Origin of the sequence: Celeribacter sp. HF31, assembly GCF_011806455.1 — a bacterium.
Lineage (GTDB): Bacteria > Pseudomonadota > Alphaproteobacteria > Rhodobacterales > Rhodobacteraceae > Celeribacter.
Genome location: NZ_JAATOT010000005.1, coordinates 104,956 through 122,118, shown reverse-complemented (window position 1 = coordinate 122,118; position 17,163 = coordinate 104,956). Strand labels below are relative to the sequence as shown.

Below are 17,163 nucleotides of genomic sequence, written 5' to 3'. Positions count from 1 at the left end.
AAACGAAAAAGGCGGCCCCGAGGAGCCGCCTTTCGCATATATTCAACGTTGGTGTTACTCGCCAACACCCAAGGCCACAAAGCGCGGCTCGCCAGCGCGACGCACCAGAAACAGGACGGTTTTGCGACCGGCCTCTTGCGCCTCGGTGACACGGGCCTCCAGATCGGAGAGGCTTGCGAGCTTTTGCTGACCGGCTTCGGTGATCACGTCGCCCGCCCGCAGACCTTTGGTGAAGGCCTCGGAGGTCTCATCCACCTCGACCACGGCCAGACCGGTGGTCCCGGCAGAGACGCCCAGTTCTTCGCGCAACGTGTCATCCAGAGGCTGAAGCGTCAGACCCAGCATCTGAACCGTTTCCGGCGCTTGCGGGGTCATGCCTTCGCCCTCGACCGGGAAAGCCACGTTTTCGGCCTCTTCACGACGGCCCAGAGTGACCATCAGCGTCTTGGTCTTGCCATCGCGGAACACCACGACGCGCACGGCCTTGCCCACCTCGGTCTCACCGACGGTGCGCACGAGGGCGCGGTCGTCTTCGACATCTTTGCCGTCAAAGGACAGGATCACGTCGCCGCTCTCGATGCCCGCCTCTTTCGAGGGGCCGTCCGGCACATCGGTGACCAGAGCGCCCTTAACCTCTTCGAGACCCATGGCTTCGGCCACATCATCGGTCACACGCTGGATGCGCACACCCAACCAACCGCGACGGGTTTCGCCGAATTCCTTGAGCTGATCGACCACTTTGGTCACCACATTCGAGGCCATCGAGAAACCGATGCCGATAGAACCGCCGTTGGGCGACAGGATCGCGGTGTTCACGCCGATCACCTGACCGTCCATGTTAAAGAGCGGACCGCCGGAGTTGCCGCGGTTGATGGCGGCGTCGGTCTGGATGTAATCGTCATAAGCGCCCGACAGAGCGCGACCACGTTGCGACACGATGCCGGCGGAGACGGAAAAGCCCTGACCCAGCGGGTTGCCCATCGCCATGACCCAATCGCCGACGCGGGCGACATCGCTGTCCCCGAAGGGCACGTAAGCCAACGGCTTGTCGCTGTCGACCTTCAACACGGCGATGTCGGTTTTCGGGTCGGTGCCCACGAGTTTCGCGGGCAAGGTGAAGCCTTCGAAGAACTCGATCTCGATCTCATCGGCGCCTTCGATCACGTGGTTGTTGGTGACGATATAGCCGTCTTCAGAGATGACGAAGCCGGAGCCCAGAGCTTGCGAACGGCGCGGGGCCTGACCGCCGGGGCCATTGCGATCCATGAAATCGCGGAAGAAATCCTCAAAAGGCGACCCTTCGGGCACGATGGGTTGTTGATTGGTGGAGGCCTCAACCACGGTGGTCGTGGTGATGTTGACCACGGCGGGGCTGACTTTTTCCGCGAGATCGGCGAAACTTTCCGGCGCGCCACGCGCCTCTGCCGCGATGGTTTGGAACATGATCGCGAGAGCGCCCATCAGCGCCAGAACCATCATGCGCAAACCAACGCGCGTGTCCTGAGGGGTGAAAGTGACGGCGCGAGCCTGTGTCACGGCCTGTGTCATAGGTCTAATATCCTCCGTATGATGCGCCTGTCGAAGCATCTCGCTTCCCTCTCGGCGCGGGCGACTGTCCTCAGGGGTACAAATAGGGGTTGAGCAACACAACTCAATGTCGGTCGCGTTCAGTCAACAGCATGTGAGCGGGGTGTGACAAGGAGAAAGGCGGCGATTTCGAGGGGAATTCCGGCGCAGGGCCGTCATCTCACGCGATCTTGTAGGGGGCAACCGTCTGCGCAGCCCTCAAGCGCCAGCCCCAAATGCCGGCAGTAAGGTTAATCTGATTAAGGTTCATGCGCGGGAAAGAGACCTGAAAACAGGACGAGCCGAGCGAGACCAAAAGAAAAAGGGGCCCGAAACAGGCCCCTTTTCAATGACTTGTCACGCGAGACTTAGCGTCCGACGTCGGACTTCAGATAATCGAAGAACTCGCTGTCGGGCGACAGGACCATCGTCGTGTTCGAGCCCTTGAGGCCCTGACGATAGGCGTCGAGAGAGCGGTAGAACTCAAAGAACTCCGGGTCCGCACCGTAAGCGTCGGCGTAGATTTTGTTCTTCGCCGCATCCGCTTCACCGCGGGTGATCTCCGCCTGACGACGCGCGTCGGATTCAAGCTCGACCACAGTCCGGTCAGCCTGCGCCCGCACACGTTGTGCCGCCTCTTGACCGCGCGCACGTTCGTCGGCAGCCTCACGGGCCCGTTCTGCGCTCATCCGCGCAAAGGTCGCGTCAAGGTTCTGCTCCGGCAGGTTGGTTTGTTTAAGACGCACGTCGATCACTTCGATCCCGAAGCCCTGCGCACGTGCTCGGGACTGTACGGTGATCTTCTGCATCAGAGCGGCGCGATCGGAAGACAGGATTGTGTTGGACGTCACCCCATCTTCACCGAGCACAACCCGGATACGGTCGAGCAAAATGCCCTGAAGTTCCTGACGCGCCTGAGACATACCCAGCGGCATATTCCGTTTGAAGGCCTCGACATCGCTGATGCGGAATCGCGCGAAGGCGTCCACAACAAGACGACGGTCATCAGAAGGCGTGACCTCGATGGCGGCCGTGTCGAGCGAGAGGATACGGTCGTCGAAATATTCGACATTCTGGATGAAGGGAATTTTAAAGCCGAGACCCGGCTCTTCCTTCACAGCCTTGATCTGACCGAACTGCAGCACGAGCGCCTTTTGGCGTTCGTCCACGATGAAAAGCGAGGACATCACCAGCACAATCGCGACAAAGACCAGGCCGAAAAGAATGGGAAGTTTCTTCATCAGTTCGCTCCCTCATCGGTGGTGCTGCGGCGCAGTTCATTGAGCGGCAGATAGGGCACGACGCCCTGCCCGTTTCCGGTGGTGTCGTCGAGGATGATCTTGTCCATGCCGCCGTAGACCTCTTCGATCGCCTCAAGATAGAGACGTTTGCGCGTCACATCGGGCGCGTTTTGATATTCGGCCAAAACGGCGGAAAAGCGTGAGGCCTTGCCTTCGGCGTCGTTGACGACCTGCGAGCGGTAAGCTTCGGCTTCTTCCAGGATCTGAGCCGCGGTCCCGCGCGCGCCAGCCACAACCGTGTTGGCATAAGCATCCGCCTGACGTTGCAAACGGTCGCGTTCCTGCTCGGCGGCCTGCACGTCGCGGAAGGAGTCGATCACTTCGGCAGGCGGGTCGGCTTTGTCGAGGTTGACCAGCTGAATGGCGATCCCGGAATCGAGCCCGTCTAGGGTCGATTGGATCAGGTCTTTCGCGTCGATACCGATCTGCGCACGATCCCTGTTGAGAATCGGCGCCAGCCTGGAGGCCGCGATGATCTCACGCATCGAGGATTCGGACACAGCCTGAATGGTGCCGCGCGGATCGGCGAGGTTGAACAGATATTTCTGCGGATCTTTCACCGTCCAGACGACGCTGAAGTCGATGTCCACAATATTCTCGTCCGTGGTCAGCATGAGACCGCTGTCCGCACCGCTGCCTTTGCCGATGGTCTCGGTCCGGCGTGCGGTGGTCAAAACTTTCTCATGGGTCACAACAGGCCAAGGCGCAAACCGCAGACCTTCACCCGTGGTGCGGTGATACTCGCCGAGGAACAGTTCGACACCGTTTTCTTGCGGTTGAACCGTATAGAAAGAGGAAAAGGCCCAAAGACCGATGGCACCCAGCACAGCAAGGCCGATCATGCCCTTGGACACGCCCGGACCTTCGCCACCGCCAGAACCGCCGGAGCGGCCATTGCCGCCACCTTTGCCGCCCATCAGCACCTTCAGGTACTCGTTGCCCTTGTTGAGCATTTCGTCGATTTCGGGGATTTGCGGCTGCTCGCCCGGGCGGCGATTGCCGTTGTTGCCACGGTTGTCACCGCCACGCCCGTTTCGGTCATCTCCTCCGGTCGGGCGATTGCCACCGCCGCCGCCCCAAGGTCCGCCATTGTTGCTGGCCATTAAGGTCAAGTCCTCTCTCGTATGGGTCTGGCCCGGCAGAAAAATCCTGTCTGGATTTCTGTCGGGCCAAGGCTCCCCTGTAACCTGTTCGTTCTAGGGCCGGGTTTCAAGGGGGCGACGGTGTCGCAGCCCGTTTAAATCCCGGCAAGTCTTCACTTATGGATGCGGATCGGCTCTTTCATCAGGACGATCTCTTCGGCCATGGTCGGGTGCACCGCCACGGTGGCGTCGAAATCCTCTTTCGTGGCGCCCATTTTCACCGCCACACCCGCGAGTTGGATCATCTCGCCCGCTTGCGGCGCGATGATATGACAGCCAAGCACTTTACGCGTGTCCGCGCAGACGATCAGCTTGAACATCACCCGGTGGTTTTTCTCGATGAAGGCATTCTGCATCGGGCGGAAGGCGGCGGAATAGACCTCAATGGGGCCCTCTTCGCGGGCTTGCTCTTCGGTCAGACCCACGGCGCCATATTCCGGCTGGGTGAAGATCGCGGAGGGCACGTTGGAGTGGTCGGGCTTCATCGGATTGCCCTTGAACACGGTCTCATGAAAGGCCACCGCCTCGCGGATCGCCACCGGCGTCAATTGGATGCGGTCGGTCACATCGCCCACGGCAAAGATCGAGGGGATGTTGGTCTGGGAATAGTCATCCACCTTGACCTCGCCATAGCGGCCCATCTCGACACCCGCCTCTTCGAGGCCAAGCCCCGCCGTCGCCGGTTTGCGGCCCGTCGCGTAAAGCACCACGTCAAAAGTGCCTTCGCGGCCATCCGTCGCCTTGACCCAAATGCCATCGTCGCGCTTTTCAAGCCGCTCGACATCGGTGCCGACATGCAGGTTGATGCCCTGCTCGTCGATCAGCTCCGCAATGTGGCCGCGTGCCTCGTCGTCAAAACCACGCAGGATTTGCGCACCGCGATAATATTGCGTCACCTCGGAGCCAAGACCTTTGAAAATGCAGGCGAATTCGCAAGCGATATAGCCGCCGCCGACGATCAGGATGCGCTTCGGCAGCTCGGGAATGTCGAAAATCTCGTTGGAGGTGATCGCCAGTTCGATCCCCGGCACAGTGTCCGGCACAAAGGGCGTGCCGCCCACGGCGATCAGGATGTGTTTCGCGGTCTTCTCCGTCCCATCGGCCAGCACAACGGTGTGCGGGTCCTTGACGGTGGCGCGCTGGTGCAGAATCTCGACGCCTGCGTTGCCGGCGTTCTTGGTGTAGATGCCTTCGAGACGCGACAGTTCGTCCTTCAACTTGCCTTGAAACTGCGGCCAGTCGAATTGACCGATGCGTATGTCCCAACCGTATGTCTTGCCGTCTTCTGCATGACCGGAATATTGCGAGGCGAAGACCATGAGTTTCTTCGGCACACAGCCGCGAATGACACAGGTCCCGCCCATGCGGAATTCCTCCGCCATCGCCACCTTATGGCCGTCCGCCGCCGTCAACCGCGCCGCGCGCACGCCGCCAGAGCCACCGCCGATCACAAAGAGATCATAGTCGAAATCCATCAGTCCCGCCTTTTTGGAAGAATTCTAAAGTTGACACAGATGTAGGAGGTTTGCCCGCAAAGGAAAACCCCGCGCAGACTGCACGGGGTCCTTGCAAAATCACAGCAACATTAGGTTCAGTCGAGATCCGCGAAAATGTTTTCGCTCTCTTCGAACTCTACGTGATCCTCGCTCTCCTCGCCGGAGATGATGTCACGCGTCGTCACCCGACCGTCGCCATGGCCGATGATCACCTTGTCACAAATGTCGATGAACAGCCCGTTTTCCACCACGCCTGGGATTTGGTTGAGCACCAGCGCAAGCTGCCGCGCGTTGCCGATGCGTTGCAGATGCAGGTCGATGATGTGGTTGCCCTCATCGGTGACATAGGCCGCCTCGCCATTCATCCTGAGCGTCGATTGCTGGCCCAACACATCCATCGAGACCAGCGTTTCCTCGACCAGCGCCTTCGTCGTCTGCCAGCCAAAGGGGATCACCTCGACCGGCAGCGGGAAGGCCCCCAGCATATCGACCTGTTTCGAGACATCCGAGATCACGATCATCTGATCCGAGGCCGTCGCGACGATCTTTTCCTGCAAAAGTGCACCACCGCCGCCCTTGATCAGGTTCAGCTCGCCGTCGAATTCATCGGCGCCGTCAATCGTCAGGTCGAGCCATTTCGCCTCGTCGAGAGAGATCACCTTGATCCCCTGTTGCCGCGCCAGTTCCGCCGTGCGCGACGACGTGGGAACGCCGACGATATTGAGCCCCTCTTCGCGCACCATCTCGCCCAGACAGCGCACCATCCAGGCGGCGGTCGATCCCGTGCCCAGCCCGATCTTCATGCCGTCCTCGACATAATCCACCGCCTTTTTCGCGGCGACGAATTTGGCGGTGTCGATGGGCGACAGCGTGTCGGACATGGTGTGGCTCCGGTTGGCTTCAATCACTGAGGACGTGGCGGTATCTTGCCGCTTATCGGCCCCCGTTATAGGCCCCTGCGGGCTGTTTTGACAGATAAAATCAAGCCACCTTGCGACCAATTTCGGATGAAAACTGGACAGCCGCGACAACTGGCGTAGATGATTTCGAAAGACACCTATGTCAGGCTCTCCCCATGACGGACCGGATCGTGAAATACATACATCTGACGCTTGGCGCGCTTTGTGTGGCGCTGGGGGTAATCGGTGTGTTCTTGCCCGTGATGCCGACCACGATTTTTCTCATCCTGGCCGCGTTTTTTTTCACCAAAGGCTCGCCGCGCCTACGTCAAATGTTGCTCGACAACGCCCGGTTCGGCCCAAGTATCCAAAACTGGGAAGAGACCGGCGCCATCCCGCGGCGGATCAAACTGCTGTCGATCACGATGATGATGTCGAGCTTCATCCCTACTCTGCTCCTGCGGGTCCCTCCGCTCTATCTCGGGCTTCAGGCCGTGCTGATCGGCATCGGGGCGCTTTATATTCTAACCCGACCTGACGCGTGAGCTGAGCGCTCTCTCTCACCGCAAAACCAGCGATGCACAGCCACAAGGCTTGCATCTCAGACAGTGCGCATCGCAAATGAGCGCATGACACAGACCGCCTCCAGCCCCAAACAAGACCGCCCGCTTCTGGGCATGGCGATGATGCTCGTCTACTGCGCCGTCGCGCCGGTGATCGACGTCTTTGCCAAGCTCGCAGCCGCAGAACATGCGGTCGGCCAGATCACCGCCGCGCGGTTTCTGGTGCAGGGCGCTTTGTTGTTGCCCATCGCCTTGATGATGCGCTTGCCGCTGTTGCACTCGGCGCGCGATGCCGCGCTGATCTTTCTGCGTGGGCTTTTCACGCTGGCGGCGACTTTCGCCTTTGTCTGGGCCGTCTCGATCATGCCCTTGGCCGATGCGCTGGCGATCACCTTTGTCGAGCCTTTCATCATTCTCCTCCTCGGCTGGATGCTCTTTGGCGAAGAGGTCGGTCCGCGTCGCATCCTCGCCGCATTGGTCGGCTTTGTCGGCGTGTTGATCGTGGTGCGCCCCGGTCTGTTGAATTTCGGCTCGGCCGCACTTTTGCCGCTCGCGGCCGGGTTCTTTTTCGCCTGCTACATGCTGGTGACGCGGGCCCTGCGCCAGTATCACCCGGTCGCACTGCAAAGCACCACGGCGCTCGCCGCCCTCATCGTCGCCCTGCCTTTGCTCCTCATTTTCGACGGCTCCGGCGGTCCGCTCGACCCGGTAATGCCGCAGGGCATTTTCTGGCTTTGGCTCATCGGCGTCGGCATTGCGGCCACGCTCTCGCATCAGGGGCTGACGCTCGCGCTCACCCTCGCGCCCTCGGCCACCATCGCGCCTCTGGCCTATCTGGAGCTGGCGTTCTCGACGCTCGCGGGGTTGTTGATCTTTGGCGACTTTCCGACGCCCATGGTCTGGCTCGGCATCGCGGTGATTGTCGCCTCAGGGCTTTACCTGATCCACCGCGAGCGGGTGAACCTGCAAAAACCCGCCGTCCCCGGCGATCCCACCGCCTTTTAAAGCGACCATTTTGGCGCCGCGATCAGCCGCGCCACCAGTTCACCATCGCAGCTTTCACGCGGCAGGATCACCATCATCCCCGGCTGATCGAACTCCAGCCGCACCTCTGTCGCCACCGCCTCGTTCGAGGTGCCGACACGGCGATCCGGCGCGAAATCCAGACCTTCGATGGGCCAGCGCAGCCCCTCCGAGCGCCCCGCCACCCGCGCCATTGGAAAGAGCGACACGCGCAGCCCCGGCTCTGTCGGCAACATCAGATCAGGCGGCGCCATGAAACACACGTCTTCCGCCCCCAAAATCACGCAGCGTTTGTTCGGAAAGCGCGTCAATGTCGCATAGACCGCCAACTCATGATCGATCCGCGCGCCGGTAAAGCCCACGCCAAAGATCATCGGCGCCTCCACCCGCGTCAGGCATTTCTCGAAATCCGTGCTGTCCTGTTCCGGCACATGGATCAGGCTTTCTTCGGGAATCTCCGCGCGCATCTCATCTGTCAGACTGTCGAAATCGCCGATGACTCGGTCAGGGCGATGCCCCAGCGCCAGCGCCTGCCCCGCCGCTCCGTCCGCCGCCACAAGACACGGCGCGTGAACAAGCGTCTCTTTCAGCAAAGTGCCACAAATTGTACCACCGCCCAGCAAAGTGACGTTTTTCTCAGTGATTAGAACGGGTTCTATATTTTTCATAAGAAACGGTTAACCTTTTCGCCACATTTTGGACAGGAAAAGATCACGACCATTTCCTTGTTCTGTTCCGATTTCGGAACCAATTCATGGTAAACAAGGAGCTGCTGAGCAAGTCAGAAAGCGAGTTTAGGCATGGTAAGTGACAGTAAAATTCTGACCGTATCCTATGGGACATTCTCCTGTACGCTGGAGGGATTCGACGATCCCTTCAACACGATGCGGTCCATCGCGGAGTATTTCCGCGATCTTGCAGCCGATGACCGGTATTTCGGGGCAGAGCCTCCGACGCCGGATCCGCAGATGTTGAGTTCCATCGCGGAAAAGGAAATCCAGCGCCGGGTTGAGGCCCGTGTGCAAGAGGGCGGTCTTGTGCTGCGCCAGATGGGTGAGGCCCAAGACGAGGCGAACACCGCCCCGGCCCCTGCGGCCCCCGTGGCCCCTCAAGCCGCGCCCAAAACCGCACCTGTCGCAGAGACTCCGGCGCCTGCCGCCGTTGAGGCCCCTGTCACCGAAGAGCCTGTCACCGAAGAGGTTGCACCGGAAGTTGTCGAGAAAGCCCCCGAAGAAGATGTGAAAGCGGTCGCTGCTCAGCCTGCCCCGCGCCCCGCTGTCACACCTTCTGCCGCGCCTGCACTGGCTGCGGGCAGCTCGATTGCCGACAAACTCGAACGCATCCGCGCCGCCGTCGCTCAGCGCAATCAAGCCGATTTCGTCGAGGATCAGAACGAAGCCATGAATTTCGGCGCGCCGCTGGCTCAGGAGCCTGCGCAGGACATCGTGGAAGACGCTGTCGAAGAGCAGATCGAAGACATCGTTGAAGACGAGATCATCGCGGAGGCGCCCGTCGAGGTGGCTCTTGAAGAGGTCTCCGTTGAAGCGATTGAGGAAGAGGTCCTTGAGGTCGCAGACGCGCCCGAGATCGAAGAAACGGTCGATGAGATCGCGCCGGAAGAAAACGAGATCGAAGCCGAAGCCGAAGCCGAAGCCGAAGCCGAAGAAGTGTCCAGCACAGCCGCTCCGTTTCAAGAGGCCGCGGCCATCCTCGCCGAAATGAATGCCGAAATCGCCGCGGAAGATCAGGACGAGACCGCTGAAGTCGAGCCCCTCGAAGTTGAAACTCTCGAAGTTGAAACTCTCGAAATCGAGACCACCGAAATTGAAACTGAAGAAGCCGAAACCGTCGCTCTCGAAGAGATCGAAAAGCAGGCGGATGAGGCAATCGCCGATGAGGACGAAACCCTCGGCAATGTGCTGTCCTCCCTGACCGAAGAGACCGCAGAGGAAGAGACGCCCGTCCAGGATGCCGACACCGAGTTGCATGAGATGGACCCGAACCTGGCCGCCGATATTGCCGAGGCCACCCGCCCGGCAGAGGACGCCGCAGAAGAGGAAGAGACCGCCAACGACCCGCTGCGCCGCGTGCGCGCCCGCGTCGTGAAAATGCGTCGCGCCGATTTCGAGGCGCAAGCCGAGGTTGAAGCGGACAGCGAAGAGACCGCCGAAGCAGATGACGATCTCGCCGCCAAACTGCGCCGCGAACTGGGCTCCTCCACACTCGACGCCGAGGACGAAGACGATCTGATGCGCGAGCTGGCCGAAGTCGCCGCCATCGGCGCGGAAACGGACGAGACCGAAGAGGTCGAGGAAGACACTGCGCTGTTCTCCGACAGCGACGAAGAGGGCGATGACGACAGCGCCGACACCGCAAATGTGTTCGACGCCTCCGACGCCTCCATGTCGCGCCTGATGGACGAAACGGACCGCGAAATGGCCAAGGGGGAAAACACCCGCCGCCGCAACGCGATCCAGCATCTCAAGGCCGCTGTCGGCGCCATCCGCGCCGAGAAAGCCGACAAGGGCGACACCATCGAGGAAGACGAGGCCCAGGATTACAAAGAAGATTTGGCCCGCGTCGTCCGCCCGAGCCGCCCGGAAGGCACGCATCAGACCCGTCGGCAATTGCCGCCGCTGATGCTGGTGTCTGAGCAGCGCATCGACACGCCGACCGAGGTTCCCGGCGGCGCCAACATCACGCCCGTGCGTCCGCGCCGGGTGTCGCGCACCGCTTTGGCCGTGCAGGAGACGGAGCGCTTTGACGAGACCGATGCCATCGCCTCCGAGGCCCCTGAGACCGGCGTGAGCTTTGCCGAATTTGCTGAATCTCTTGGCGCCGAAAGCCTGCCGGAACTGTTGGAAGCCGCCACGGCGTTTTCCAATTTCGTGCAGGGCCGCGAAACCGTGACGCGCCCGCAGATCATGCATCTGGCGCAAGAGGCGATGCCCGCCGACATGCCGGTCGAGGAGCGCCTGCGCTCCTTCGGTCAACTGCTGCGTCAGGGCAAGATCCGCAAGCTGAGCCGGGGTCAATTCGCGGTCGCTGAGAGCACCCGGTTCAAACCGCGCTGATCGCGACAAAGATAAAAGAAAAAGGCCGTCCTTTGGGGCGGCCTTTTTGCATTACTCGGTGTGATCGTCCTGTGGCGGCGCGTCCGGATCGGCCTGACCGATGCCTTTGAAGATCGCCTTGAGCGGAAAGGCCCAGAGCACACCAAGCCCGACATAGATGCCGAACTCGACCGAGATCGAAGGGCGCTCGAAGAGGTTCACGAGCGTGACCGCCAGCACGATGTACCCCGGCAGCCCCAGCACCAGAACCAAAAGCGCCAGACGGCGCCGGGCCTTGTAGCTCAGCGCCATCGGATCAATCCACGAAAGGATCGGTTACGAGGATCGTGTCGTCGCGCTCGGGGCTGGTGGACAAAAGTGCCACCGGGCATTCGATCAGCTCTTCGACGCGGCGGACGTATTTCACCGCATTGGCCGGCAGATCGTTCCAAGACCGCGCGCCTTCGGTCGACTCGAACCAGCCCGGCATTTCCTCGTAGATCGGCGTGCAACGCGCCTGCTCTTCGGCGGCGGTCGGGAGATAATCGAGCGTCTTGCCGTCCAGCTCATAGCCGACGCAGATTTTCAGCGTCTCGAAACCGTCGAGAACGTCGAGTTTGGTGAAGGAAATTCCGGTCACACCCGAGGTCGCACAGGTCTGGCGCACCAGAGCGGCATCGAACCAGCCACAGCGGCGCTGACGGCCCGTCACTGTGCCGAACTCATGCCCACGCTCGCCCAGACGCTGACCATCTGCGTCTTTCAGCTCGGTCGGGAACGGGCCTTCGCCCACGCGGGTGGTGTAGGCTTTGACGATGCCGAGCACATAGTTGATCGCATTCGGGCCAAGCCCCACGCCGGTGGCGGCCTGACCGGCGATCACGTTCGACGAGGTCACGAAGGGATAGGTGCCGAAATCGATGTCCAAAAGCGCGCCTTGCGCACCTTCGAAGAGGATGCGTTTGCCCTCTTTGCGTTTCTCGTTGAGCACTTTCCAAACGGGCGCTGCGTAGGGCAGGATTTCCTTGGCGATCTCTTTGAGATCATTGATCAAACGCTCGCGGTCCACCGGCTCAATACCGAGACCCTTGCGCAGCGGATCGTGGTGCTGAAGCGCACGGTCAACGCGGGCGATCAGGGTCTCTTCATCGGCCAGATCGGCGACGCGGACGGAGCGACGGCCCACTTTGTCCTCATAGGCCGGGCCGATGCCGCGACCGGTGGTGCCAATCTTCGTGCCTTTCGACGCAGCCTCTTCGCGGGCGCGGTCCAGTTCGCCGTGGATCGGCAGGATGAGCGGCGTGTTTTCCGCAATCATCAAGGTCTCCGGCGTGATTTCGACGCCCTGCTCACGGATCGAGGCGATCTCTTTGACGAGATGCCAGGGATCGAGCACGACCCCGTTGCCGATGACCGACAGCTTGCCGCCGCGCACCACGCCCGAGGGCAGTGCGTTCAGCTTGTAGACCTTGCCGTCGATGACGAGCGTGTGGCCCGCGTTATGACCGCCCTGAAAGCGCGCGATCACATCTGCGCGCTCGGAGAGCCAGTCCACGATCTTGCCTTTTCCCTCGTCACCCCATTGGGCGCCGACAACGACGACGTTAGCCATAGTGAGTCCTTATGATCGGATGAAAACCCGTCGCTGTATAGCGATCCATACGGGCCGATGAAACCATTAAATCAAACGCGATTTTCCGACTGGCTCTCCTAAAGAAAAATAGACGCCGCTTTCCCGGCGGACAGAGGTGCTTTGATGCGTTAGGATTTGCCGCATGACGCTCTTCGACCTTCCCGATTTCAAACTGCCCGACAGTGACACGCTCTATACGGCGCTTTTGGCGCGTGACCCAAGCTTTGAGGGCCGCGCCTGGGTGGGCGTCACCTCCACCGGCGTATTTTGTCGCCTCACCTGCCCGGCACGTAAACCGAAGGCGGAAAATTGCCGCTGGTTCGACAGTCTCGGCGCCTGTATCGAGGCCGGGTTTCGCCCCTGTAAACGCTGTCAGCCTTTGAAAGCCGCCACCGATGCGGAGCCGGTGATCGAAGAGTTGCTCACCGCTTTGAACGCCCGCCCCGATCACCGCTGGCGCGAGGCGGATCTGATCGAGTTGGGCTATGACCGCGGCACGGTGCGCCGGGCGTTCAAACGCCATTTCGGCATGAGCTTTCTGGAGTTGGCACGGCTTGAGCGGCTCCGACGCGGGTTCGAGGTGATGGGCGATGGTGGGACGGTTTTGGAGGCCGGACTTGAAGCCGGCTTCTCGTCGCCCTCGGCCTTTCGTGCCCGTGTGGGGGCGCTTTTGGGGATCGCGCCCAGTAACTTGAGTGGCGCGCTGTCTTCCGATCCGCTCTTGTCCATCGACTGGATCGACACGGCCCTGGGGCCGATGATCGCGGTGGCGGATGTGCAGTCTTTGCATCTTTTGGAATTTATGGATCGTAAGGCACTGCCGACCGAGTTGCGCAAATTGGCGGAGGGCGCGAAGGGGCGGCTCGGGTTCGGGCACACGCCTGTGCATGACCAATTGGCGCAGGAGTTGACCGAGTTCTTCGCTGGCAGACGCTCCGCGTTCACCGTGCCGCTCACCTATCATGGCAGCGCGTTTTACGCCCAAGTCTGGGATGCCCTGCGGGCCATCCCTGCCGGCGAGACCCGCAGCTATGGCCAACTGGCGCAAGACATCGCCCGACCCTCGGCCTCGCGCGCTGTCGCCCGCGCCAATGGCGCCAACCAGATCGCGATTCTCATTCCCTGTCACAGGGTGATCGGCGCGGATGGGGCTTTGACCGGCTATGGCGGTGGGCTTTGGCGCAAACAGAGGCTGTTGGAGATCGAGGCGGGTTATGCGCGCGCCAGCTCCGCCACATCCGACCAGCCATAAGCCACCTCACTCAGGTTGTTCTCTGGGCCATCCTCAGCCAAACGTTCAGACACCTGCGCCCCCTGCAAGCTCTCATAAAAAGCGCGCGCAACCGCATTGTCTGAGAGCACCCAAAGTGCGGCGGCCTCATGTCCCATGTCCAAAAGCGCCTGTGCGCCAGCCGCCATCAACCGCGTGCCGATCCCCTGCCGCGAGGCCTCCACATAAATCGCGGAAATCTCGCCGGAAAACCGATCCGAAAGCGCATCGTCGCGCTGATCTCCACAGGACAGAAACCCCACGACCTTACCCTCTTGCTCGGCGACAATAACCGCGCCACGCCCGGAGGCCTCGTAGGCCTCAAGGATGCGCCGCCAGCCCTTTTCACGATCCGGGACCGTCATTCGATCCATCAACGCCCCCGGCAGAATGTCGCGATAAGCGGAACGCCAGACGGCGACCTGCGCCTTGGCAATCGGCAGGGCATCTTCAATGGTGGCGGGGCGGATCGAAAAAGGGGCACTCATGCGCTCAAAATGTCATGGATCGCGGGAAAGACAAGCCCACGCGGCTTTGCCCCTCCATTCGGGGTTGCGCGATGGCATGAGACCCCTTAAGTAGCCCCATCGAACGACCCCAAAGGCCTGATCCATGGAAAATGTCATCCTCGTCATCCACCTGATCCTCGCGCTCTGCCTCATTGGCATTGTGCTTTTGCAGCGATCCGAAGGTGGCGGTCTTGGCATGGGCGGTGGCGGCGACGTCATGACCGGCCGTGCGGCGGCGACGGCCTTGGCCAAGCTGACCTGGATCTTCGCAATTGGGTTCATCATCACCTCTGTCACGCTGACGGTTCTGGCCCGCCAGGAAGCCGCAAGCTCTTCGGTGATGGATGGGGTTGTGATCGACGATGCGGCGCCGGCCACGACGGATGCGCCCGCGCTGCCCTCCGGCAACGATCTGTTGCCGCCGTCGTCCTCTGACGCGCCGCTGGCCCCGCCCCGCGCCGACTGATCTTTCCTAAAGATTAACAAGACCTTGAGAGTTGAGGGGAAATTCCCCTCAACATGTTGCGGTTTGGTTGCGCGGGATGACCGAATCTGTTACTTCTTAAATCCCGTGAACACCGTTGTTTTGAGCAGAGGCCAGCCGGTCGAAAGATCGGCGCAAATGGTCATTGGAGCAACGTTAAGACCAAAAAATTCGGACTATCACGGGAGCATCTCCAGCCCATGGCACGCTACGTATTCATCACCGGCGGTGTGGTTTCTTCTCTTGGCAAAGGCCTCGCCTCTGCCGCTCTGGGCGCTTTGTTGCAGGCCCGTGGCTATTCGGTGCGGTTGCGCAAGCTGGACCCCTATCTGAACGTCGACCCCGGCACGATGAGCCCGTTCGAGCATGGCGAGGTTTTCGTCACCGACGATGGCGCGGAGACCGATCTCGATTTGGGCCACTACGAGCGGTTCACAGGCGTTTCGGCGCGCATGACCGATTCCGTCTCCTCGGGGCGCATCTACACCAACGTTTTGGAAAAAGAGCGTCGCGGCGATTACCTCGGCAAGACGATTCAGGTGATCCCGCATGTCACCAACGAGATCAAAGACTTCCTCGCCGTGGGCGATGATGAGGTCGATTTCATGCTCTGCGAGATCGGCGGCACGGTGGGCGACATTGAGGGCCTGCCCTTCTTTGAGGCCATCCGCCAATTCGCCCAGGACCGCCCGCGCGGCCAGTGTATCTTTATGCACCTGACGCTCTTGCCCTACATCGCGGCCTCCGGAGAGTTGAAGACCAAACCGACGCAGCACTCCGTGAAAGAATTGCGCACCATTGGCCTCCAGCCGAACGTGCTTGTCTGCCGCTCCGAACATCCGATCCCGGAGAAAGAACGCGAAAAGATCGCGCTGTTCTGTAACGTCCGCAAAGAGGACGTCATTGCCGCGCCCGATCTGAAATCCATCTACGAGGCGCCGCTTGCGTACCACCGCGAAGGTCTCGATCAGGCGGTGCTGGATGCCTTCAACATCGCGCCTGCGCCAAAGCCCGATCTTTCGACCTGGCACGATGTGGCCGACCGGATTTTCAATCCGGAAGGCGAGGTCAAAGTCGCCATCGTCGGCAAATATGTCCAGCTTGAAGACGCTTATAAATCCGTGAGCGAAGCCCTCACCCATGGCGGCATGGCCAACCGGGTGAAGGTCAAGGTCGAATGGGTCGATGCGGAAACCTTCGAGCACGAAGACCCCGCGCCCTATCTCGAAGGCTTCGACGCCATCCTGGTCCCCGGCGGCTTTGGCGAGCGCGGCACGGAAGGCAAGATCAAGGCGGCGCAATTCGCCCGCGAACGCAAGGTGCCCTATCTCGGCATCTGCCTCGGCATGCAAATGGCGGTGATCGAAGCGGCGCGGAACCTGGCGGGGATCACCACCGCGGGCTCCGAAGAATTCGACCACGAAGCGGGGAAAAAGCGTTTCGAACCTGTGGTTTACCACCTCAAGGAATGGGTGCAGGGCAACCACACCGTGCAGCGCAAGGCCGATGACGACAAGGGCGGCACCATGCGTCTGGGCGCCTACACGGCCTCGCTCAAAGAGGGCTCGAAAGTCGCCGAGATTTACGGCTCGACAAAGATCGAGGAACGTCATCGTCACCGCTATGAGGTGGACACGAAATACCGTGAACAGTTGGAAAACTGTGGCCTGATCTTCTCCGGCATGTCGCCGGACGGGCGTCTGCCAGAAATCGTCGAGGCGAAGGATCACCCCTGGTACATCGGCGTGCAATATCACCCGGAGCTCAAATCGAAACCCTTCGCCCCGGCGCCTCTGTTCCGCGACTTCATCCGGGCCGCGAAAGAGAACTCGCGGCTGGTGTGATCACGCGCCCGACCGCATGAGACCAGAAAAGGCGTCCTTCGGGGCGCCTTTTTCGTCTTCAATGCAGGCTCAGCAGCACCTCAATGTCACGCAAGGACAGGCGTTGCATCAAATGCCTTTCTTCACCGTTGAGGCTTTTGCCCTCCTCGATGACCTCCATCACAAGACCCGCAATCTCAGCTGTCGGTTGATAATAGAGCTCAGGATGCTCCTCGCTGAGCTTCTTCACCAAACGGCTCAGGGTTTTCTTCTGTTTCTCCGAGTCGAGATCGCTTTTCTTATCCTGAAGCATGGTCTGCACCTTTCGCTTTGACGTGACGATGTGGTTTCACCTTAGCCGGGGATGATTGCGATAAAATTGATTTCACGCATATGTTCCG

16 protein-coding genes are annotated in these 17,163 nt (G+C 60.7%); 6 read left to right on the top strand and 10 right to left on the bottom strand.

The window, feature by feature from the left end:
- Nucleotides 1–54: 54 nt before the first annotated feature.
- The 5 genes from HCZ23_RS12180 to rpiA all read right to left on the bottom strand — a co-directional run bounded on the left by HCZ23_RS12180 (nucleotide 55) and on the right by rpiA (nucleotide 6,386).
- Nucleotides 55–1,479, bottom strand: a complete 1,425-nt coding sequence (locus HCZ23_RS12180) for a Do family serine endopeptidase (protein WP_254870312.1) — start codon at nucleotides 1,477–1,479, stop codon at nucleotides 55–57.
- A gap of 455 nt (nucleotides 1,480–1,934) precedes the next feature.
- Nucleotides 1,935–2,807: a protease modulator HflC gene (gene hflC, locus HCZ23_RS12175; RefSeq protein WP_167602002.1), complete on the bottom strand. Its 873-nt coding sequence runs from the start codon at nucleotides 2,805–2,807 to the stop codon at nucleotides 1,935–1,937.
- A complete protein-coding gene (hflK, locus tag HCZ23_RS12170) occupies nucleotides 2,807–3,970 on the bottom strand; it encodes an FtsH protease activity modulator HflK (RefSeq protein WP_167602001.1) in 1,164 nt (387 codons plus the stop codon). The genes hflC and hflK overlap by 1 nt, the downstream gene beginning before the upstream one ends.
- 152 nt (nucleotides 3,971–4,122) lie before the next feature.
- Complete coding sequence (gene gor, locus HCZ23_RS12165) at nucleotides 4,123–5,484, bottom strand: glutathione-disulfide reductase (protein ID WP_167602000.1); 1,362 nt, start codon at nucleotides 5,482–5,484, stop codon at nucleotides 4,123–4,125.
- 116 nt (nucleotides 5,485–5,600) lie between these two features.
- A complete protein-coding gene (rpiA, locus tag HCZ23_RS12160) occupies nucleotides 5,601–6,386 on the bottom strand; it encodes a ribose-5-phosphate isomerase RpiA (protein ID WP_167601999.1) in 786 nt (261 codons plus the stop codon).
- A 194-nt stretch (nucleotides 6,387–6,580) separates the two neighbouring features.
- Between rpiA and HCZ23_RS12155 the strand changes: the two genes are divergently transcribed.
- Both HCZ23_RS12155 and HCZ23_RS12150 read left to right on the top strand, forming a co-directional pair.
- Nucleotides 6,581–6,949, top strand: a complete 369-nt coding sequence (locus tag HCZ23_RS12155; protein ID WP_167601998.1) for a YbaN family protein — start codon at nucleotides 6,581–6,583, stop codon at nucleotides 6,947–6,949.
- An 84-nt stretch (nucleotides 6,950–7,033) separates the two neighbouring features.
- A complete protein-coding gene (locus tag HCZ23_RS12150) occupies nucleotides 7,034–7,972 on the top strand; it encodes a DMT family transporter (protein WP_254870288.1) in 939 nt (312 codons plus the stop codon).
- Here HCZ23_RS12150 and HCZ23_RS12145 read toward each other — a convergent pair.
- The gene (locus HCZ23_RS12145; protein ID WP_167601997.1) at nucleotides 7,969–8,658 is read right to left on the bottom strand and encodes a thiamine diphosphokinase; all 690 of its coding nucleotides are present in this window, start codon (nucleotides 8,656–8,658) and stop codon (nucleotides 7,969–7,971) included. The genes HCZ23_RS12150 and HCZ23_RS12145 overlap by 4 nt on opposite strands.
- A gap of 132 nt (nucleotides 8,659–8,790) precedes the next feature.
- On the opposite strand from HCZ23_RS12145, the gene HCZ23_RS12140 reads away from it, so the two are divergent.
- Nucleotides 8,791–11,064, top strand: a complete 2,274-nt coding sequence (locus HCZ23_RS12140; RefSeq protein ID WP_167601996.1) for a hypothetical protein — start codon at nucleotides 8,791–8,793, stop codon at nucleotides 11,062–11,064.
- Nucleotides 11,065–11,115: 51 nt separating this feature from the next.
- Here HCZ23_RS12140 and HCZ23_RS12135 read toward each other — a convergent pair whose 3' ends face one another.
- Together HCZ23_RS12135 and HCZ23_RS12130 are read right to left on the bottom strand one after the other, a co-directional pair.
- Nucleotides 11,116–11,355, bottom strand: a complete 240-nt coding sequence (locus HCZ23_RS12135; protein WP_167601995.1) for a DUF2842 domain-containing protein — start codon at nucleotides 11,353–11,355, stop codon at nucleotides 11,116–11,118.
- Between the two features lie 4 nt (nucleotides 11,356–11,359).
- Nucleotides 11,360–12,655: an adenylosuccinate synthase gene (locus tag HCZ23_RS12130; RefSeq protein ID WP_167601994.1), complete on the bottom strand. Its 1,296-nt coding sequence runs from the start codon at nucleotides 12,653–12,655 to the stop codon at nucleotides 11,360–11,362.
- Nucleotides 12,656–12,818: 163 nt separating this feature from the next.
- Here HCZ23_RS12130 and HCZ23_RS12125 point away from each other — a divergent pair, with 163 nt between their 5' ends.
- Nucleotides 12,819–13,928, top strand: a complete 1,110-nt coding sequence (locus HCZ23_RS12125) for a bifunctional transcriptional activator/DNA repair enzyme AdaA (RefSeq protein WP_167601993.1) — start codon at nucleotides 12,819–12,821, stop codon at nucleotides 13,926–13,928.
- On the opposite strand, the gene HCZ23_RS12120 is transcribed toward HCZ23_RS12125, so the two are convergent.
- Nucleotides 13,889–14,434 carry a GNAT family N-acetyltransferase gene (locus HCZ23_RS12120; RefSeq protein ID WP_167601992.1) on the bottom strand — a complete coding sequence of 182 codons (546 nt, stop codon included), beginning with the start codon at nucleotides 14,432–14,434 and terminating at the stop codon, nucleotides 13,889–13,891. The two genes, HCZ23_RS12125 and HCZ23_RS12120, sit on opposite strands and share 40 nt — an antisense overlap.
- A gap of 124 nt (nucleotides 14,435–14,558) precedes the next feature.
- On the opposite strand from HCZ23_RS12120, the gene secG reads away from it, so the two are divergent.
- Both secG and HCZ23_RS12110 read left to right on the top strand, forming a co-directional pair.
- Nucleotides 14,559–14,921 (top strand): preprotein translocase subunit SecG, encoded by a 363-nt coding sequence (gene secG / locus HCZ23_RS12115; RefSeq protein ID WP_167601991.1) that lies wholly within the window; start codon nucleotides 14,559–14,561, stop codon nucleotides 14,919–14,921.
- 218 nt (nucleotides 14,922–15,139) lie between these two features.
- Complete coding sequence (locus HCZ23_RS12110) at nucleotides 15,140–16,783, top strand: CTP synthase (protein ID WP_167601990.1); 1,644 nt, start codon at nucleotides 15,140–15,142, stop codon at nucleotides 16,781–16,783.
- Between the two features lie 58 nt (nucleotides 16,784–16,841).
- Here the strand turns inward: HCZ23_RS12110 and HCZ23_RS12105 are convergent, their stop codons facing one another.
- On the bottom strand, nucleotides 16,842–17,075 hold the full coding sequence (locus HCZ23_RS12105; protein WP_167601989.1) for a hypothetical protein: 234 nt from the start codon (nucleotides 17,073–17,075) through the stop codon (nucleotides 16,842–16,844).
- Nucleotides 17,076–17,163: the final 88 nt, after the last annotated feature.